Genomic DNA, 19427 nt, shown 5'->3' on the forward strand with positions numbered 1-19427 from the left:
CGGGCTTTTTTCTGTTTTTCCTGTACGCGTCAGCCCGCATCGTTACCTGTGGTAATGATGATGGTTGTGGTAATGGTGGTGATGCTGATGCGTTTCATGGATGTTGTGTACTCTGTCATTATTATCTGTCTGTGCTGTATTCTTTTAGGGTTAAAGGATCGGGCACCTTAAGTCAATGAATTTTTAATTTGATCACAATTCCGCGGACGTTCACGTCACGCTGCGTGACGTTTTATTTTCATCCGAATCCCCCAGCCGCACCCCTCCACGACAGACCATTTCGCCATAGTAAAAACTTATGACAGCATTTTACTCGGCCAATTTTTTTTCAATATCGTGTAGCAAACGGTGCAACATGGCGGTGTCCCGCTGCTCAAGACGTCCAAGGCGCTGCTGTAGCCAGTCGGCCATTTTTTGATCGTCCGCAACGCCAAGGCTCGATAAAAGACGCTCTACCCGAGCACGAAGCGCGGCCAGCTGATTTTCATTGGCGGCTTCCGTCTGGGGTTGAGGGATTTGCATTAGGGAAGCTAATTGATAGCAATAGACCATTACCGCCTGGCCTAAATTCAGGGAAGGATAATCGGCTACCATCGGCGCACCGGTGAGAACGTCCGCCAGCTCAAGCTCTTCGTTGGTGAGCCCGGAATCTTCACGACCAAATACCAGCGCGGCTTTCTCAAGCCACTGGCTTTTCTCTTCCAGCATGGGCACCAGTTCAGCAGGCGTGGCGTAGTAGTGGAACTTCGCCCGGCTGCGTGCTGTGGTGGCAACGGTAAATGAAATGTCATGCAGCGCGTCGGCAAGCGTAGCGTAAGTCGTTATATTATCGAGAATATCCCCTGAACCGTGCGCCACCCAGCGGGCCGCAGGCTCCAGGTGCGCAGTGCTGTCCACAATACGTAAATCGGTAAAACCCATGGTCTTCATGGCACGCGCCGCAGCGCCTATATTTTCGGCTCTGGCTGGAGCGACCAGTACAATCGACAGATGCATTTATGCTCTCTTTTTAATCAGTTAGCGGAGAAAAGTGTGATGCACTTCAACATATTACGCAGCACGAATTTACAAATTTGCAACACAAATCACCGAAATAGCGTTTCATAACAAATTAAAGACGCTAAACTATTTTGTGTCTGAACAATCAGTTAGAATGTTAACAGAAGCCTATTATCCCTATGTTTTATAATGATAATGGCAACGTGAATACCCTGTTCTGATTGGATTCGCTTTGTTTATAAATCAATCTCCGCAACTAGTTGGTTTATTGAAAAATTGTGACAAAGGCTAGCATTCGGCTACGATGATTTCATCAAACTGTTAACGTGCTACAATTGAACTTGATATATGTCAACGAAGCGTAGTTTTATTGGGTGTCTGGTGTCACTTAGCCTGTTATGTCGCTGTTAAAATGGTTAGGATGACAGCCGTTTTTGACACTGTCGGGTCCAAAGGGAAAGTACCCAAGACCAAGCTAATGATGTTGTTGACGTTGATGGAAAGTGCATCAAGAACGCAATTACGTACTTTAGTCACGTTAAGCCGATCATGTTAATTTGCGACATGTATCAGGCAGGTCAGGGACTTTTGTACTTCCTGTTTCGATTTAGTTGGCAATTTAGGTAGCAAACATGCAGACCCCGCACATTCTTATCGTTGAAGACGAGTTGGTAACACGCAACACGTTAAAGAGCATTTTCGAAGCAGAAGGCTACGATGTCTTTGAAGCGACCGATGGCGCAGAGATGCATCAGATCCTTTCTGAAAATGATATCAACCTGGTGATCATGGATATCAACCTGCCGGGCAAAAACGGTCTTCTGCTGGCGCGCGAACTGCGTGAACAGGCGAACGTCGCGTTAATGTTCCTGACGGGCCGTGATAACGAAGTTGATAAAATTCTTGGCCTGGAGATCGGTGCGGATGACTACATCACCAAACCGTTCAACCCTCGCGAGTTAACCATTCGTGCACGCAACCTGCTGTCCCGCACCATGAACCTGGGCACGGTCAGCGAAGAGCGTCGTAGCGTCGACAGCTACAAATTCAACGGCTGGGAACTTGATATCAATAGCCGTTCGCTGATTAGCCCGAACGGTGAGCAGTATAAGCTGCCGCGCAGCGAATTCCGCGCGATGCTGCACTTCTGCGAAAATCCGGGCAAAATTCAGTCCCGTGCAGAACTGCTGAAGAAAATGACCGGTCGTGAGCTGAAGCCTCATGACCGTACCGTAGACGTGACCATCCGTCGTATTCGTAAGCATTTCGAATCGACGCCTGATACGCCGGAAATCATCGCCACCATCCACGGCGAGGGGTACCGTTTCTGCGGTGATCTGCAGGAATAATCCCGCAGTTAACGCATGAAAAACGGCGCATTTGCGCCGTTTTTTTTTATTTCCAGATCCGCATTGTGTCGTTATCAGGTTCTGCGGGCGGCGCAGGTCGCTTCGGCTGTGAAAGCGAATACCAGTCGAAATGACGAGTCAGGTACATGACGGCGAACAGCGCCAGCGCGAGAACCGCAGACCCCAACAGCAGTGCACTATCCTCCGAGCGCAGCAGGAACCACATCACCACATCCAACCCCAGCAAGGCCAGCACAAACAGTCCGCTGCGCTTCCAGCTTTTCAGCACGGCCTGCAGGTACATTCCGTTCATCGCCGCACCAACCAAACTTGCAACTACCCAGGCTGGCGTAAACCCGACATGTTCTGATAGCGCCAACAGCACCAGATAGAACAGCACCAGCGACAGCCCCACCAGCAGATACTGCATCGGGTGCAGGCGCAGCCCGGTTAAGGTCTCGAAAACAAAGAAGGCCATAAACGTCAGCGCAATCAGCAAAATGGCGTACTTGATCGCCCGGTCAGTCAGCTGATACTGATCGGCGGGCGTGGCTACCGTAACGCTGAAGGCGGGGATCGACTCCCATGACGGCGACTCGCTTCCGTTGAACCAGCTCTCAAGATTGTTCGCAAACCAGCTGCTCTGCCAGTTCGCCTGAAACCCGGTGTCACCAATTTTATGCTTCACCGGTAGATAATTACCCATAAAGCCAGGATGCGGCCAGTTGCTGTTCAGCGCCATTTCACTGCTACGTCCTACAGGTACCACGGCAAAACTTCCTGTTCCCGTCAGATTCAGCGAAATATCCATAGCAAACGTTTTTAATTCCAGCGCCTTGTCAGTCAGCGGGATATGGATACCGGGAAGCGCGCCATACACGCCTGTACCCGGCTCCACACTTAGCGTCTCGCCGTTGATACTGGAGACTTTCACCGTGCCAATGCCTCGAGCATCGCCCACGCCAACAACGATAAACGGCTGCCCCAGGGTCATCGACTCCCCTTTCAGCTGCGTCATTTTTTCCGTGTTGAATCGGGCTTTTATGTTGAGGTCGGTATTCCAGATCTGTCCGTCATAGATGCCGACATTTCGCGACTCAACGCGCTGGTTACCCTCAACGCGCAGAGACTCCGGCAGGATAAAATGCATATAGCTTTTCTTGTACTCGACTTTTTTCTCATCCTCTAACTTGTAAAAAACCTCGGTTACCGGGATCGCAATCAGCGGGCCGACCAATTTTTGCGGCCCGCTGGTGCTCTGGCGAAGCGTATTTTCGACATCGTTGCGGTAGCTTTCACGCTCTGAAATGAGGTTACTCACCATAAACAGTGGGACTAACAACAGCAGGATGCACCCCAGCAGGGTGCTTACTTTCCAGAACAGGGGGGATTTCATCATTACGTCTCCTTTGTGATGTGGAGAGCGTAACCAGGCTGTGTGGGGCCAGTTTGAAGTTATGTGAAGGGACGGTGAAGTGTCAGCGTGGCTATCACGCCACCTTCATCACGATTACGCAATGTAATCTCTCCGTGGTGCAGACGCGCCACCTCCTGAACAAACGCCAGCCCGAGTCCGCTACTTTTCAACCCATTCTCGCGCGGCAGGGAATAAAAGCGCTCAAAAATACGCTCCAGCGCATAATCCGGGATCCCGCTTCCGCTGTCGGTGACGCTCAGCCGTATCTGCCCCTGCTCTTCCCGGGCCGCCAGTTCAATGGCACCACCCTGTGGGGTAAAATCGATAGCATTATCCAGTAAATTACCGAGCGCCTGTTCGAGCAGGTCGGGATCGCCTTCAACAAGAAGCGAAGCGGGCTGGAGGGTCAGTGCAATCTCTTTTGCCGCCAATAGCGCCGAACGCGCGTCGGCAAGCCGTGTAAACAGCAGGTCGACGCGGACGGCCTGGGGCGTAATCTCGACCCGATTTTCAAGCCGCGCCTGAGTCAGCAGTTTTTCAACCAGCGACTGCATACGCGCGTTTTGCACCAGAATATTATCGATAAACCGCGCGGCCACCTGCGGCGGCGGCTGCTCGGTGAGAATTTCTGCCGCGCCGCGTATGGCGGCTATTGGGCTTTTCAGCTCGTGGGTCAGCGCATGGACATAATGTTCAATGTAGTTTTTCCCTTCAAGGCGAATACGCATATTTTCCAGCGCCTGAGCCAGCTTGTGCAGTTCGCTACTGCCTGGATTAGGCAGCGGGAGAGGCGTATCAGTGGTCACCGAGTCGGCATAGCGCGATAACGTACTGATGGAACGATTGATCCACCAGGCGACGAGAAAACCGATCAGTAAAGCAATGCCAAGCAGCGCCCCGCCTGCCCACAATATCCGTCGCTCGCTGCGGTGAATCACCGGTGCCATCGCGCTGTTCGGTTTCCCCACCGACAGCACGCCGATTATCTTGCCCTGCTCCACAACCGGTGCGGCAACATACATCACCGTGCTCTCCGGATCGTCGGGATGGCTCTGGGTACTGCGCGCGCCGTATTGGCCGCGAAGCGTCAGCCAGACATCGTTCCAGCGAGAGTAATCTTGCCCCACGGCCAGGCCGGCAGAATCAAACACGACGCGGCCCTGCGCATCGGTCATGTAGACGTGATACTCGTTGCGCACCTTATGAATGCCGCCGATATTGGCGCGGAAAGGCCGCTGATGGAGCTGTAAAAAGGCCTGCGCCAGTCTGCCCTGCTGCGCATTGCCCGAAAGAAGATCCTCACGCCCAACTTCGGCGAGCAAGGTCGCGGTATCGATCAATGTGCCCTCGGTTGCCCTGCGCACGCCGGGCTTCACTTCCTGAACAAAGATCGACAGCACAAACCATGCGGCGATGGCGACGATCAGGAAGTACCCCAGCAGCAAACGCATTCCGATACGCATTAATAAAGCCCCAGGCTATAGCCCATACCGCGATGGGTGCTGATGGGTGACAGTTCCTCATTCACTGCCCGCAGCTTGGCGCGCAGGGTCTTGATGTGAGTGTCCACGGTACGATCGTAACTGTCGCCGTCTTCACCCCACACCTTGTCCATTAACTGTTGACGAGAGAAAACCCGTCCCGGAGCCTGTAGTAACGTTTTAAGCAGCAAAAACTCATAGCGCGTGAGCGGTAATGCTTCACCGCACCAGCTAATTCGCGCGGCAGCTTCGTTCAGCTCAAACTTTCCGATACGCACCGTCTCCGCTGGGGCGGCGGATTTTTGCATCCGCCGTAAAATGGTCCTTACCCGGGCGCACACCTCACGCGGGGAGAAAGGCTTGGCGACGTAGTCGTCTGCGCCCATTTCCAGGCCGAGGAGTTTATCCACTTCGTCACTGCGTGCCGTCAGAAACAGCACGGGCAGTGACGGATGCTGCGCCAGAAGCTGGCGGCAGAGCTCAAAGCCGCTGATGTCCGGCAGCCCGACGTCAAGAATGGCGAGCGCCGGAGCCTGCTGGCGCGCCGCCTCCAGCACCGGTAAACCGCGCTCAAACGCTTTTACTGCAAATCCTTCCTGCTGAAGCATGTAGATAAGCGTATCGGCGATACTGGTTTCGTCTTCAACCAGCCAGACTACAGGTTGTTGCATGGTTCATCCCTGAATTAATGCCACGGCATAATCGGCACCGCACTAATGGCGTTTTTCGGTGACCCTTCCACCACTTTATCGGAATACGCCAGGTAGGCCAGGGTGTTGCGTTTTGCATCATAGAAACGCACCACCTGCAGCTTTTTAAACACCAGCGAGGTCCGTTTCTGGAACACCACATCGCCCTGCGCTTTGCCGTTTTTGATTTTATCGCTCAGCTCAACCGGTCCCACCTGCTGACAGGAGATCGCCGCATCGGAAGTGTCTTCCGCCAGCCCCAGGCCGCCTTTAATACCGCCCGTCTTCGCGCGGCTGACGTAGCAGGTGACGTTTTTCACGTCCGGATCGTCAAACGCCTCCACCACAATTTTGTGGTCCGGACCGAACATTTTGAACACGGTATCGACAGAACCAATCTGTTCCGCCTGCGCCGCACGGCCCGCTACCAGCAACAGGGCAGTAAGAAGCAAAGTCTTGTATTTCATATTGTTACCATTCTTTAAAATTGCATTGAGCGATTATTCAACACGTTAGTCAAAAATGTAGCAAGATCACAGGATTAGAATATATTCACCCAAAATGAGAGAGAAAAGGCATTAATGCGCAAAAAAAACACTGAATGCTAAAACATCAAAAAATGCTATTATCCGCTAACCTGTTATCAGGCACCTGCTGTTTTAAGGATGAGGATAGTATATGGATCAGGCTGGAATTATTCGCGACCTGCTCACCTGGCTGGAAGGTCATCTCGACCAGCCTTTGTCACTGGATAATGTGGCGGCTAAAGCGGGCTATTCCAAGTGGCATCTGCAAAGGATGTTCAAGGATGTCACCGGTCATGCTATCGGTGCCTATATTCGCGCACGTCGTTTATCGAAATCTGCGGTGGCTTTGCGCCTGACCGCGCGGCCAATTCTGGATATTGCCCTGCAGTACCGTTTTGATTCGCAGCAGACCTTCACCCGTGCCTTTAAAAAACAGTTCTCGTTGACGCCAGCGCTCTATCGCCGCTCGCCTGACTGGAGCTCGTTTGGCATGCGTCCGCCGCTGCGTCTGGGCGAGTTCGCGATGCCGAAATACGAAATGGTCACTCTGCCGGAAACCCATCTGATCGGTACAACCCAGAGCTACTCGTGCTCTCTGGAGCAGATTTCTGAGTTCCGCCATCAGATGCGCGTCCAGTTCTGGCGCGATTTCCTGAGCCATGCGCCGGCCATTCCGCCGATCCTGTATGGCCTCAACGAAACGCACCCAAGCCAGGAAAAAGACGACGAGCAGGAGGTGTTTTACACCACCGCGCTGACGCCGGAGCTGGCGAATGGCTACATTCAGGGTTCGAAGCCGGTCGTGCTGGAAGGCGGCGAGTACGTGATGTTCTCGTATGAAGGACTGGGTACGGGCGTCCAGGAGTTTATCCTGACCGTTTACGGGACCTGCATGCCAATGCTGAATCTGAATCGCCGTAAAGGTCAGGATATCGAGCGCTACTACCCGGCGCAGGATGCCAAACCGGAAGAAGGCCCAATCAATCTGCGTATGGAATTCTTGATTCCTGTCCGTCGTTAACGCTGCAGTTCATCAAGCGCAGGGGCATCGAGATGCGAAATGTCCCCTGCCATCTCCACGACCCAGCCCGACGCCAGCCATGCGCTTTCCTGATAATCAATCCGGGAAATGGAGCAGTTACGCAGGCGTAACCGACGCTCAGCGTAAGCCGGTAACCCCAGAATGGTGCTCACCAGGCAGCCGAGCGCGATACCGTGACTCACCAGCAGCGGACGGCTGCCTGCCGGAAGCTTGAGGCATTCCGCCAGCGCGGCATGCATACGCACGCTCAGCTCCTGCATGGATTCCCCTTCAGGAATACGACCATCTTCGGTACCGTTCACCAGCGTGCGGCGCCAGCCCTCTTCCGTTTCCGTCAGCGTATCAATATGGCGCTTTTCCAGCACGCCCATATCCAGCTCGCGCAGGCGCGGCTCAAGCATCACATCGCAGCCGCAGGCGTCGGCAATGATGCGCGCCGTCTGCTGTGTGCGACCTAAATCGCTGGTAATAACGTGGGTAATGCCCAGCGTTCTGGCGCGTTCCGCCACCTGCCACGCTTGCTGCACACCCTTCTCGGTGAGAGGACTGTCTGACTGGCCTTGAATACGTCGCTCGGCGTTCCACTGCGTTTCACCGTGGCGAACAAGGTATACCTGTAACATGCTTTTTTTCCGTTATACTGCGATGAGTTTTTTTGAATCGAGCTTAATTATGCACCATGTTGTCTCTGCTACCACCAATCCTGCCAAAATTCAGGCAATTCTAAAGGCTTTTGAAGAGATTTTCGGCGAAGGATCCTGCCATATTGAGGCCATAGGCGTCGAGAGTGGCGTACCTGAACAGCCGTTTGGCAGCGAGGAAACGCGCGCTGGCGCACGAAATCGCGTGGCAAATGCAAAAGCCGCGGCCCCGAAGGCTGACTTCTGGGTCGCCATTGAAGCAGGTATCGACGAAGGCGCAACCTTTAGCTGGGTGGTGATTGAAAGCCGTGAGCAGCGCGGCGAAGCGCGCTCAGCCACCCTGCCGCTGCCGGAGATCATTCTGGAAAAAGTCCGTGCAGGTGAAGCGCTCGGGCCGGTGATGTCACAGTACACCGGCATTGATGAGATTGGGCGTAAAGAAGGGGCGATTGGCGTCTTTACGGCGGGTAAGCTCACGCGTTCAGGGGTTTACCATCAGGCGGTGATCCTGGCGCTGAGCCCGTTTCATAACGCCATTTATCGTTGATCGCTCAATAAGACTGACTCGAGCCACTGGCGCAGCTCAACCGGCGCAGACTTCAGGCTGTTCGATCCACGGGTGATCGTCGCGATGCCCGCGCCCAGCTCGTTTTTCAGCTCGCGCTGGCTCATCTCACCGCGCAATAGCTCTTCAATAATCCGCACGCGCGTGCCCAGCGCCTCACGCTCGTCCGGCGTAAGCATCAGCTGCATGAGGGGTAGGTGCAAATCCTGCTCGTAAGACTGGCGAAGCAGCTCCACAAAACGAAGCCACTCCTGGTGACGCTGTTCGGCCATTGCCGAGGAATACGGGGAATGCTGGGTCATGTTATGCTGCCTCTTGTACTCTTTAGCGAGTACAGCATAACACAACCCATGCCGATCAGTAACGTCTCTGCCACTCGGCATCGCTCATCAGGGTATCTTTCTGCCCCATGAAGTAGCGATAGTAGGCGTCATAGGCCAGGACGTTCTTAACGTAGCCGCGCGTTTCCGAGAACGGGATGCTCTCCACGAACGCCACTGCGTCAATGCGTCCTGCACTGTTGCCAAGCCAGGTGCGCACGCGGCCCGGACCGGCGTTATACGCCGCCGACGCGAAGATGCGGTTATTGCCAAACTGCTGATAGACATACTGCAAATAGCTGGTGCCGATGTTGATGTTGGTATCCGGATCGAGAAGCTGTGACGGGCTGCTGTAACCTGGAATGTTGAACATCTTCACCGTATGCGTCGCCGTCCCCGGCATAATTTGCATCAGCCCGCTGGCACCCACCGGTGAACGAACTTTCGGGTTCCAAGCGCTCTCCTGACGGGCAATCGCCATGGCGTAGCTTTGCGGGATATCTTTGCCGCTGGTGTAGCGGTCAAACAGATCTTTATACGCCAGCGGGAAACGCTCTTCGAGATGGTCCCACAGCTTGCCTGAAATCGTCGCCTGCACGCTCAGATCCCACCAGCGATTATCAAACGCATAGCGGGCAAGCTGCGCTTTTTCATCCGTGGTGCGGCTGGTCACCAGGTTGGCCCACTCGCTGCGCGCGGTGTTATCCATGTTCCAGTACATCAGCTCGCGCACGCGCGCCATCTCTGGCCCCTGCGTCAGAGCGGGGTTCGCGTTAGCGGGCGCTTTATCGATCTTAAGCGTGTACTCCTCGTCCAGCCGTTGCGCCGCCGCCATCGGGTAGAACCCGCGCTGCTGCATCAGCGAGTGAAGAATCTCTTTGGCTTCGTCTTCACGGCCGCGCTCCATCAGCAGATCCGCCTGCCAGTAGCGCCATTCGTCCTTCTCTTTGGCTTCCATCGGCAAACGCGCGAGCCAGGTGTTGAGGCCACGGCGGTCGCCGGTGCCCAGCGCCATGCGCACGCGGCGCTCGACAAGCGAGGTCGAGTTTGAGCGCATGATCGCATCGTCACGCCAGCGCGCCTGTTCGTCGGTCACGTCCGTGCCCATCAGTCGCCAGGCCACGATGTCGCGCAGCTCCTGGGTTTGATCTTCATTCAGCTGCTGCGCCTGCACCAGCTGCGGGATCATCAGCCGCGCGTTTTCGACATCGTCACGCGCCACGCTGGCAAAAGCCACCGCCGCCATCTGGCGGGTAAAATCGGTCGAGCCCGTGCTGCGGGCAAAGGTCAGGACGCTGTTCGGATCGTTTGCCAGCGCGATAACCGCCGAGGAGATCGTCTGGTAATCGGACGGCATCTGCCCTGCCAGCGCGGTCACCAGACGCGTGTTGCCGGCTTTCATCGCCAGGCGGATGCGCTCAAGGTAGGCCAGCGGATCCTGCTTGCCGGAAGCGCGCCATGCGCCGAACAGGGAATCACAGGCGTTCGGCTGGCTTTTGCCGGTCAGCCACAGATCTTTCGCCCCGGCCCAGGCCTCTTCCTGCTGCCCGGTCGCCCATTTCGCATAGTAGTAATTACACTGCGCTTCGGTGGTATTCGGCTTGTCAGGGCTAAACGCCAGCAGGCCTCGCCAGTCTTCACGCCGCGCCAGCTCATTCACAAAACGAGACTGGAGATTTCGGGCAGGCGGCAGGGTCGGGTTCGCCTGAATGAAATTATTCACGGTGACGGTCGGCTGGTTCATCAGATCGTCGGTAATCTGGCGATACTCCAGATACGGATACAGCGGATAATCCTTGAGCGTCGGCATCAGCGCCTGCACGGTATCCATCTGCTTGTTGTCCCACGCCTGTTTAATCTGGGCGTAGCGGTTACGTTGTTCATCCAGTGAATCGGCATGCACCGCCTGGCTTACCGCCATTACGCATACGCTGGCAGCCAGCAGACGCCAGACCACCCGTTTGGCTTTTTCCACAAGCTCTTCCTCATTGTTTTTTCGTCAATTGCAGCGTCTTGCCACGTCAAAGTCACAACAACTTATGCTAACCAGGCATCCAGCAACGCGCCACGTCATGGACACTTTTTTACCTTTCTTGCGCGTTTTAACACTCCCGACGTTCCTGGCTGGGATTAGGGCGTGAAAAAGGCTACACTTCGAGGCTGAAATTCCTTCTCATTTACGATAAAAGAGGCGAAGTCCACGTGGCTCAATTCGTTTATACCATGCATCGTGTCGGCAAAGTTGTCCCGCCGAAACGTCATATTCTTAAAAATATCTCGCTGAGCTTCTTCCCGGGCGCAAAAATTGGTGTGCTGGGTCTCAACGGTGCCGGTAAGTCCACCCTGCTGCGCATCATGGCCGGCATCGATACAGACATCGAAGGTGAAGCCCGTCCGCAACCAGGCATCAAGATCGGCTACCTGCCGCAGGAACCTCAGCTGAACCCGGAACACACCGTACGTGAATCCGTTGAAGAAGCGGTATCCGAAGTGGTTAACGCGCTGAAAGGTCTGGATGAAGTGTATGCCAAATACGCCGAGCCGGATGCGGACTTCGACAAACTGGCCGCTCAGCAGGGCAAATATGAAGAGATCATCCAGGCGCACGACGGTCACAACCTGAACGTGCAGCTGGAGCGCGCGGCGGATGCCCTGCGTCTGCCGGACTGGGATGCGAAAATCGCGAATCTCTCCGGTGGTGAACGCCGCCGCGTGGCGCTGTGCCGCCTGCTGCTGGAAAAACCAGACATGCTGCTGCTCGACGAACCAACTAACCACCTGGATGCGGAATCCGTGGCGTGGCTGGAGCGCTTCCTGCACGACTTCGAAGGCACCGTTGTAGCAATTACCCACGACCGTTACTTCCTCGACAACGTCGCCGGCTGGATCCTGGAGCTGGACCGCGGTGAAGGTATTCCGTGGGAAGGCAACTACTCTTCCTGGCTGGAGCAGAAAGATCAGCGTCTGGCGCAGGAAGCGTCTCAGGAAGCGGCCCGTCGCAAGTCTATCGAGAAAGAGCTGGAGTGGGTTCGTCAGGGCGCGAAAGGCCGTCAGTCTAAGGGCAAAGCCCGTCTGGCACGCTTTGAAGAGCTGAACAACACCGAATACCAGAAACGTAACGAAACCAACGAACTGTTTATTCCACCTGGAGCACGTCTGGGGGATAAAGTGGTTGAAGTAACCAACCTGCGTAAGTCCTACGGTGACCGCGTGCTGATCGACGATCTGACCTTCTCCGTACCGAAAGGCGCTATCGTTGGCATCATCGGTCCGAACGGCGCGGGTAAATCGACCCTGTTCCGCATGATGTCCGGTCAGGAACAGCCAGACAGCGGCTCAATCACCCTGGGTGAAACCGTGAAGCTGGCCTCCGTAGACCAGTTCCGTGACGCGATGGATAACAGCAAAACCGTGTGGGAAGAAGTCTCCGGCGGTCTGGATATCATGCGTATCGGCAACACCGAGATGCCAAGCCGCGCCTACGTTGGCCGCTTTAACTTTAAGGGCACCGACCAGGGCAAACGCGTGGGCGAGCTGTCCGGCGGTGAGCGTGGTCGTCTGCACCTGGCGAAGCTGCTGCAGGTGGGCGGTAACGTTCTGTTGCTCGATGAACCGACCAACGACCTGGATATCGAAACCCTGCGCGCACTGGAAAACGCCCTGCTGGAATTCCCGGGCTGCGCCATGGTTATCTCGCACGACCGCTGGTTCCTGGACCGTATCGCGACCCACATCCTGGACTACCAGGACGAAGGTAAAGTGGAGTTCTTCGAAGGTAACTTCACCGAATACGAAGAGTATAAAAAACGCACGCTGGGCGCAGACGCGCTGGAGCCGAAGCGTATTAAGTACAAGCGTATTGCGAAATAAAAGCAAAACGGCAACCTCGGTTGCCGTTTTTTATTCAGGGTGAGGGCATCAGGCCGCACAACATCACCCACCCACGTAATACCGCTTCACCTCATCAAACTGCATCGCAAACTCGATATAGCTCATCAGCGCGGGCGAATTCAGCTTCCGGCTCGGATAGGCCAGCCAGAGATCGTTACCTTCAACGCGCCATTCCGGCAGCACCTGAACCAACGCCCCCTTTTCGATCTTATCTTCCAGCAGAAATGCGGGTAGCAGCGTGATCCCCGCCCCGGCAATCGCGCATTCACGGGCGTACACCAGATTATCGGTCATGTGGCCATTGTCCGGCAGGTAGCGGTAATCCTCACCCTCGCTTCGCAGCAGCCACTCCGACCATGCCCGGTGCGTAATACAGCGGTGCTCCACCAGCTGTCGGGGATGGATTAACGGCTCCCGGCGTGCCAGATAATCCGCCGAGGCCAGCATGTAGCGCGGGCAGTGCCCGATCATTCTGCCTATCAGAGAGGAGTCCTGCGGCTTGCCGGTGCGCAGCGCCACGTCAAAACCGGACTCGACCAGGTCCACCACGTCGTCAGAGATCGATACATCGAGCGACACGTCAGGATAGCGAAGCTGAAACTCGGCATTCATATGCGCCAGCAGGGTCGCGCCAATCCCCGCCGGGCAGGTAATACGCAGCCGGCCGCTGGGGTTTTCACGCAGGCGCTGAATGGCATACTCCGCCCGCTCGCTGGCCGCCAGCATCTCGCGACAGTGCACCAGATAGTGCTCGCCCGCGAACGTCAGGCTGATCCTGCGCGTGGTGCGATTAAGCAGACGGATCCCCACCTGCTGCTCCAGCTGGCTGATCCGCTGGCTGACGCTGGATTTCGGCAGTTCGGCTTTCTGCGCCGCCGCGGTGAAACTGCCCATCTCCGCCACCAGCGCAAACAGCGCCATATCCTGCAGCTGTTTAAACATGATTGTTCACCCTGTACGAACGCTGAGTTCATGATTGTCCATCTTATCATGCGGCTGGCCACTTAATAGACTAGCCTCAACAAAACGCATTCCATTGAGGAGCACACCATGTCAGTGAAAGCCATTGCCGTTAACCCAGAAAATCCGTCCACCTTCATTGAAATCACCCCGCCGATGCCGACGCCTGGCGAACACGATCTGCTGGTAGAGGTGAAAGCCGTATCGATTAACCCGGTTGATACCAAAGTGCATGCAGGCATCGCCAAAAATGTGCTGAACGAGCCGCGAATTCTGGGGTGGGATGCCAGCGGGGTCGTCAAAGCCGCTGGAGCTGGCGTCACCGGCTTCAAACCAGGTGATGAGGTGTGGTACGCGGGCGACATCACCCGCCCGGGCAGCAATACCACTCATCAGCTGATAGATGCGCGCATTGTCGGCCACAAGCCTGCCAGCCTCGGCTGGGCGGCAGCCGCTGCGCTACCCTTAACTGCGCTCACCGCGTGGGAAGGTCTGTTTGAACGGCTGAATATTCAGGACGCCGAAGCGGACAAAACCCTGCTGATCATCGGCGGCGCGGGCGGCGTGGGATCGCTGGCGATCCCGTTTGCGAAGCACAACAGCAAGGTGAAGATTATCGCAACCGCTTCACGAGAAGATTCCGCCCGGTGGTGCCGCGATCGCGGTGCTGACGTAGTGGTCAACTACCGCGATCTCAAAGGCGAGCTGGCGAAGCAGGGGCTTACCTTCGTGGATTATATTTTCATCCTCAACGACACCGACGGGCATTGGGATGCGGTCAGCGAACTGATTGCGCCGCAGGGGCATATTTGTTCCATCGTTGAGAATGAACATCCGCTGAACCAGGACAAGCTGAAGTCCAAATCCGCCGCCCTGCACTGGGAGTTTATGTACACCCGCAGCATGTACAAGACGGCTGATATGGCGCGTCAGGGTGAGATCTTAAATGAGGTGGCGAAGCTGGTGGATAACGGCGTGGTGGAAAGCTCGCTCAGCGAAACGCTGCACGGGCTGAGCGTGGAAAGCATTACCGAAGCGCACCGTAAGGTGCTGGAGGGGCATATGCGCGGGAAGGTGGTGGTTGAGTTCTGAGGTATTCCCCCCTCACCCCAAAAGGGCGAGGGGGAAGTTATTACCCCTGCTCCCCCATCATCTCCTTCACCAGCTCGACGCATCGCAGGAAACGGGAGTCGTAGTCTGACTCTTCAACGTGCACAAACTCAACGTTGTTCTCGTTGAGCATCTCCACCAGCATGGTCTGGAATTCGCGCCTGTCCACCGAGCTGCCGAGGCTGCGCATGCCGTCGGCCACCCACGGGGTGTTGTTTTCCAGCAGGATCACCAGGTCAAAGCGGTATTCGTCAATCAGCGCCTGCACGAACGGGTGCTCGCGCCCCTCGTACTTTTTACAGAACGCCTGCGTGGTGACGAAATCGGTATCAATAAACGCCACTTTGTTAGCGTATTTCACCGCGAAATCAATGTACTGGGCGTGCCCGAGCGCGATTTTATCGTAGTCGGAATACTGCAGTGCCATCTCGTCGCCGCCGAGGTGAGAGAAGACGTAATCGCGTCCATACTCCCACGCGCTGGTGGTGTTGAAGATGTTCGCCAGCTTGTTGACCAGCGTTGATTTACCGCTCGACTCGCCGCCCAGAATAGCCACCGTACGCACGAAGAACGGCTTCACTTCGGTCGGAATATAATCCCAGTAGCGGAACGGGTTCTCGCGGATCTGCGCCCCGCTGATGTTCATAAAGGTGCGTTTCGGGTCGATCAGCACCGTCTCGATGCCCAGATGCTCGCGGAACTGCGGCGCGTCGGACTCTTCAGAGGTGTAGATCCAGTTAGGTGCAATGCCCTTCTCTTCCATAAACGCTTTGATGCCGTTGCTCCACACGTCCCAGCCGTGCGGGTACGGCTCCATGCCCTCTTCGTTAAAGGCATGAATGCGAATGTTTTTCTGGTACTTAAAGGTCTGAAGCAGCCAGCGCAGGCGGTCCGGTACGGTGGGCTGCTGCGACATGGCGCTGTCTTCAAAGAGCTGGCGATCGCGCGTTTCGTCGTAGCCCATGATGATGTGCAGCTCGTCCACCTGGCTACAGGCGCGCTGGATCAGATAGATATGCCCGGTATGCAGCGGATAAAACTTGCCGAACACCACGCCGATGTTCTTTTGCATTCGCGGGAACTCCAGCCCCAGAAAGCGGTGCAGCGCTTCAAGCTTCTGCGCGCTGGGGCTTTTGATTTTGGCGTTCAGCAACTGGCTCAGGTAGCCTTTGGTCATGCCGCTGGCGTCCGCCACCTGCTGCAGCGTGCAGCCCTTCTGGCGGATCGCGGTCTTGATGTAGTCAAATGATGACATAAATTACGGTGCCTCCTGCAAAATCGAATACGTAATTATAAGTCGTCAAAGACACTTAACGCATCTGCGAGTTTCTTAACGCCAAAGACCTGCATCCCTTCCGGGATTTTTTTCGGCACGTTGGCGGCGGGAACGATAGCCCGACGGAAGCCGTGCTTTGCCGCCTCGGAGATACGCTCCTGGCCGCTGGGCACCGGACGGATTTCCCCGGCCAGCCCTACTTCACCGAAGACGACCAGATCCTGCGGCAGCGGTCTGTCGCGCAGGCTGGAGACCATCGCCAGCAGCAACGCCAGGTCTGCGCTGGTCTCAGTGACTTTCACCCCGCCAACCACGTTGACGAACACATCCTGATCCGCCATCTGCAGCCCGCCGTGACGGTGCAGCACCGCCAGCAGGATCGCCAGGCGGTTCTGCTCCAGACCGACCGCCACGCGCCGCGGGTTACCCATCATCGAGTGATCCACCAGCGCCTGAATTTCAACCAGCAGCGGGCGCGTCCCTTCCCACAGCACCATTACCGAACTGCCGGAGGTGATCTCATCGCCGCGGCTCAGGAAGATGGCCGACGGGTTGCTGACCTCGCGCAGCCCCTGCTCGGTCATGGCAAACACGCCCAGTTCGTTCACCGCGCCGAAGCGGTTCTTGTGGCTGCGCAGGGTGCGGAAGCGGGAATCCGCGTCGCCGTCGAGCATCACCGAGCAGTCGATACAGTGTTCGAGCACCTTCGGACCCGCCAGAGAGCCATCTTTGGTAACGTGGCCGACCATCACAATCGCCACGCCGCGCGTTTTGGCAAAGCGCGTCAGGTAAGCGGCGGTCTCACGCACCTGCGCCACGCTGCCCGGCGAGGACTGAATGTCCGCCATGTGCATTACCTGGATGGAGTCGATCACCATCAGCTTCGGCTGCTCTTCTTCGGCGATCATGCAGATCTGCTCGATGCTGGTTTCCGACAGCATGTTCAGGTTACCGGTCGGCAGGCCGAGACGGTGAGCGCGCATCGCCACCTGCTGGAGGGATTCTTCACCCGTCACGTACAGGGTTTTCATCTGTTCGGCGAGCTTGCAGAGCGTTTGCAGCAGCAGGGTCGATTTCCCCGCCCCCGGGTTACCGCCGATCAGAATCGCGCTGCCCGGCACCACGCCGCCGCCCAGCACGCGGTCAAACTCTTTGAAGCCGGTGGAAAAGCGCGGTAGCGCTTCCAGGCTGATATCAGAAAGCTTTTGCACCTTCGACACGCCTGCATTGCCCGCATAGCCGCTCAGGCGCTCATTGCGGGCCACGCTCGGCGAAGCCGCCACACCACGCACTTCGGTGATGGTGTTCCAGGCATGACAGGCGCTGCATTGCCCCTGCCAGCGCGGATAATCCGCACCACATTCATTACAGACAAATGCGCGTTTTGGAGCTTTCGCCACGGTTTACCTCGTTATTTCTGATTAAGGCTGCCGGAGAGAATGCAGAACACCCCCATCAGGTCAGCGTGACGGATAGTGACTTCCGTCTTTTCATTCACTTTTGGTTTGGCATGGTAGGCAATGCCAAGGCCAGCCACTTTGATCATTGGCAGATCGTTCGCGCCGTCGCCAATGCCGACGGTCTGCTCGACCGGAATCTCATACTTTTCCGCCAGGCGCGTCAGGGTATTGGCTTTGTACTGGGCATCCACGATATCGCCGATCACCTGGCCGGTCAGCTTGCCGTCCATGATTTCCAGCTCGTTAGCGACCACCGTGGTCAGATGCAGTTTCTCGCGTAGATAATCCGCAAAGAAGGTAAAGCCACCGGAGGCGATCGCCACTTTCCAGCCGAGGGACTGGAGCTTCAGCACCAGCTGCGTCAGCCCCGGCATCAGCGGCAGCACGTCGCGCACCTGGCGCAGGATGTTAGCATCGGCCCCTTTCAGGGTCGCCACGCGCTGGCGCAGGCTGGCGGTGAAGTCCAGCTCGCCGCGCATCGCACGCTCGGTGACTTCCGCCACCAGCTCGCCACTGCCTGCCAGTTTAGCAATCTCGTCAATACATTCGATCTGAATAGCGGTGGAGTCCATGTCCATCACCAGCAGACCCGGCGTTTTCAGGTGCGGAATTTTGCCGAGAGGCGCTACGTCCAGCCCGGCGTCATGCGCCAGACGCGTGGCGCGCTGCGTCAGGGAACCCGCGAGGCGAATGACCTGGTAATCTTCCACGCACCAGGCGGCAACAATGACCATCGCCGCGCCCAGTTTGGTTTGATACTGGGTCAGGCGTTGCTTATCCAGACCGCGTCCATAGAGGAGCCAGCCGCTACGGCCAGCGTGGTAATCCAGAGGCATCACCTCATCGCCACTTAACGAGAGCGGCAATCCTGGCCATAAAGAGACATCCGTTGGCAGGTCACACCAGGTAATGTTCGGCATTAAAGCTCCTGTAATTTTGTTCGCGCCGGAAGGTTCCAGAGGGAAAATAACGCATGAGGCTACCCTGTAACCATCACTTCTGGCAACATTAAGCCCTAAATTTTCAGCAGGTGGAATATGGCTCGCGCAAAACTGAAATTCCGGCTTCATCGCGCCGTGATTGTCCTGATCTGTCTCGCACTGTTAGTCGCATTGATGCAAGGGGCATCGTGGTTTAGCCAGAATCATCAGCGGCAGCGCAACCCGCAGTTTGAAGAGCTGGCCCGTACCCTGGCGCGTCAGGTGACGCTCAACGTTGCGCCCCTGATGCGCAATGAAACGCCGGACGATAAGCGGATAGGCCAGGTCTTGCGTCAGCTCACGGAAAACAGCCGCATTCTGGATGCGGGCGTGTACGATGAAAAAGGCGACCTGATTGCCCGCGCCGGTGAGCACGTCGACGTGCGCGACAGGCTGGCGCTGGACGGCAAAAAAGCCGGAGGCTATTTCAACCAGCAGATTGTCGAACCCGTTCAGGGTAAAAATGGCCCGCTGGGGTATCTGCGCATGACGCTGGATACCCACACCCTGCCAACAGAAGCTAAGCAGGTGGATAACACCACCAATATTCTGCGCCTGATGCTGTTACTCTCGCTGGCGATCGGCGTCGTGCTGGCGCGCACGTTGCTTCAGGGCAAGCGTACCCGCTGGCAGCAGTCGCCGTTCCTGCTGACCGCCAGCAGGTCGGTTCCCGAAGACGAAGAGAGCGAGAAGAAGGAATAGTGATAAAGTAGGCGAAAG

General features: G+C 56.3%; 20 protein-coding genes and 1 other annotated feature (1 of these 21 cut by a window edge). Of the genes, 6 read left to right on the plus strand and 14 right to left on the minus strand.

Translation table 11 applies throughout. The annotated features are described in order from the left end of the window. Window positions 1-91 (minus strand) — a sequence feature (Thr leader region); it reaches 27 nt to the left of the window's first position. From thrL to yjjY, 3 genes are all read right to left on the minus strand, one after another. Then, window positions 30-98, minus strand: a complete 69-nt coding sequence (gene thrL / locus IM313_RS06160) for a thr operon leader peptide (RefSeq protein WP_015572623.1) — start codon at window positions 96-98, stop codon at window positions 30-32. It overlaps the preceding feature by 62 nt. Before the next feature lie 211 nt (window positions 99-309). Continuing rightward, complete coding sequence (locus IM313_RS06165) at window positions 310-996, minus strand: tRNA/rRNA methyltransferase (RefSeq protein ID WP_045259421.1); 687 nt, start codon at window positions 994-996, stop codon at window positions 310-312. Window positions 997-1395: 399 nt separating this feature from the next. Continuing rightward, complete coding sequence (gene yjjY, locus IM313_RS06170) at window positions 1396-1536, minus strand: protein YjjY (protein WP_085928893.1); 141 nt, start codon at window positions 1534-1536, stop codon at window positions 1396-1398. Window positions 1537-1631: 95 nt separating this feature from the next. Here yjjY and arcA point away from each other — a divergent pair, with 95 nt between their 5' ends. Beyond that, window positions 1632-2348 (plus strand): two-component system response regulator ArcA, encoded by a 717-nt coding sequence (arcA, locus tag IM313_RS06175; RefSeq protein WP_003856501.1) that lies wholly within the window; start codon window positions 1632-1634, stop codon window positions 2346-2348. A 46-nt stretch (window positions 2349-2394) separates the two neighbouring features. Here arcA and creD read toward each other — a convergent pair whose 3' ends face one another. Genes creD through creA form a run of 4 tightly spaced genes read right to left on the minus strand, consistent with a single transcriptional unit; the run spans window position 2395 to window position 6402 of the window. Continuing rightward, window positions 2395-3747, minus strand: a complete 1353-nt coding sequence (gene creD, locus IM313_RS06180; RefSeq protein ID WP_048999017.1) for a cell envelope integrity protein CreD — start codon at window positions 3745-3747, stop codon at window positions 2395-2397. A 56-nt stretch (window positions 3748-3803) separates the two neighbouring features. After that, on the minus strand, window positions 3804-5228 hold the full coding sequence (gene creC, locus IM313_RS06185; protein WP_059357849.1) for a two-component system sensor histidine kinase CreC: 1425 nt from the start codon (window positions 5226-5228) through the stop codon (window positions 3804-3806). After that, window positions 5228-5917, minus strand: a complete 690-nt coding sequence (creB, locus tag IM313_RS06190; protein ID WP_192971590.1) for a two-component system response regulator CreB — start codon at window positions 5915-5917, stop codon at window positions 5228-5230. Before creB ends, creC begins: the two co-directional genes overlap by 1 nt. A 14-nt stretch (window positions 5918-5931) precedes the next feature. Further along, window positions 5932-6402 carry a protein CreA gene (gene creA, locus IM313_RS06195; RefSeq protein WP_014882476.1) on the minus strand — a complete coding sequence of 157 codons (471 nt, stop codon included), beginning with the start codon at window positions 6400-6402 and terminating at the stop codon, window positions 5932-5934. A 211-nt stretch (window positions 6403-6613) separates the two neighbouring features. Here creA and robA point away from each other — a divergent pair, with 211 nt between their 5' ends. Further along, window positions 6614-7483: an MDR efflux pump AcrAB transcriptional activator RobA gene (gene robA / locus IM313_RS06200; RefSeq protein WP_028015450.1), complete on the plus strand. Its 870-nt coding sequence runs from the start codon at window positions 6614-6616 to the stop codon at window positions 7481-7483. Here robA and gpmB read toward each other — a convergent pair. After that, entirely contained in the window at window positions 7480-8127 is a 648-nt protein-coding gene (gene gpmB / locus IM313_RS06205) for a 2,3-diphosphoglycerate-dependent phosphoglycerate mutase GpmB (protein WP_008502057.1), read from the minus strand. The genes robA and gpmB overlap by 4 nt on opposite strands. A 49-nt stretch (window positions 8128-8176) precedes the next feature. On the opposite strand from gpmB, the gene yjjX reads away from it, so the two are divergent. Continuing rightward, window positions 8177-8692 (plus strand): inosine/xanthosine triphosphatase, encoded by a 516-nt coding sequence (gene yjjX, locus IM313_RS06210; RefSeq protein ID WP_041911281.1) that lies wholly within the window; start codon window positions 8177-8179, stop codon window positions 8690-8692. On the opposite strand, the gene trpR is transcribed toward yjjX, so the two are convergent. Both trpR and sltY read right to left on the minus strand, forming a co-directional pair. Then, complete coding sequence (gene trpR, locus IM313_RS06215) at window positions 8683-9012, minus strand: trp operon repressor (RefSeq protein WP_024907404.1); 330 nt, start codon at window positions 9010-9012, stop codon at window positions 8683-8685. The two genes, yjjX and trpR, sit on opposite strands and share 10 nt — an antisense overlap. A 55-nt stretch (window positions 9013-9067) precedes the next feature. Continuing rightward, a complete protein-coding gene (sltY, locus tag IM313_RS06220) occupies window positions 9068-11005 on the minus strand; it encodes a murein transglycosylase (RefSeq protein WP_192971589.1) in 1938 nt (645 codons plus the stop codon). Between the two features lie 227 nt (window positions 11006-11232). Between sltY and ettA the strand changes: the two genes are divergently transcribed. Continuing rightward, window positions 11233-12900, plus strand: coding sequence for an energy-dependent translational throttle protein EttA (ettA, locus tag IM313_RS06225; RefSeq protein WP_003856515.1), 1668 nt, complete (start codon window positions 11233-11235; stop codon window positions 12898-12900). 63 nt (window positions 12901-12963) lie between these two features. On the opposite strand, the gene IM313_RS06230 is transcribed toward ettA, so the two are convergent. Continuing rightward, the gene (locus tag IM313_RS06230; RefSeq protein ID WP_192971588.1) at window positions 12964-13863 is read right to left on the minus strand and encodes a LysR family transcriptional regulator; all 900 of its coding nucleotides are present in this window, start codon (window positions 13861-13863) and stop codon (window positions 12964-12966) included. A gap of 108 nt (window positions 13864-13971) precedes the next feature. Between IM313_RS06230 and IM313_RS06235 the strand changes: the two genes are divergently transcribed. After that, window positions 13972-14973, plus strand: a complete 1002-nt coding sequence (locus IM313_RS06235; protein ID WP_192971587.1) for a zinc-binding alcohol dehydrogenase family protein — start codon at window positions 13972-13974, stop codon at window positions 14971-14973. Window positions 14974-15013: 40 nt separating this feature from the next. On the opposite strand, the gene nadR is transcribed toward IM313_RS06235, so the two are convergent. The 3 genes from nadR to serB are packed head-to-tail and all read right to left on the minus strand — an operon-like array spanning window position 15014 to window position 18647. After that, on the minus strand, window positions 15014-16246 hold the full coding sequence (gene nadR, locus IM313_RS06240; RefSeq protein WP_015572616.1) for a multifunctional transcriptional regulator/nicotinamide-nucleotide adenylyltransferase/ribosylnicotinamide kinase NadR: 1233 nt from the start codon (window positions 16244-16246) through the stop codon (window positions 15014-15016). A gap of 35 nt (window positions 16247-16281) precedes the next feature. Next, complete coding sequence (gene radA / locus IM313_RS06245) at window positions 16282-17667, minus strand: DNA repair protein RadA (RefSeq protein WP_192971586.1); 1386 nt, start codon at window positions 17665-17667, stop codon at window positions 16282-16284. 11 nt (window positions 17668-17678) lie between these two features. Next, window positions 17679-18647 carry a phosphoserine phosphatase gene (gene serB / locus IM313_RS06250; protein ID WP_028015444.1) on the minus strand — a complete coding sequence of 323 codons (969 nt, stop codon included), beginning with the start codon at window positions 18645-18647 and terminating at the stop codon, window positions 17679-17681. Window positions 18648-18764: 117 nt separating this feature from the next. On the opposite strand from serB, the gene IM313_RS06255 reads away from it, so the two are divergent. Continuing rightward, complete coding sequence (locus IM313_RS06255) at window positions 18765-19409, plus strand: YtjB family periplasmic protein (protein ID WP_192971585.1); 645 nt, start codon at window positions 18765-18767, stop codon at window positions 19407-19409. Window positions 19410-19427: the final 18 nt, after the last annotated feature.

Origin of the sequence: Enterobacter cloacae complex sp. P2B, from assembly GCF_014895985.1 — a bacterium.
GTDB classification, from domain to species: Bacteria; Pseudomonadota; Gammaproteobacteria; order Enterobacterales; family Enterobacteriaceae; genus Enterobacter; species Enterobacter bugandensis.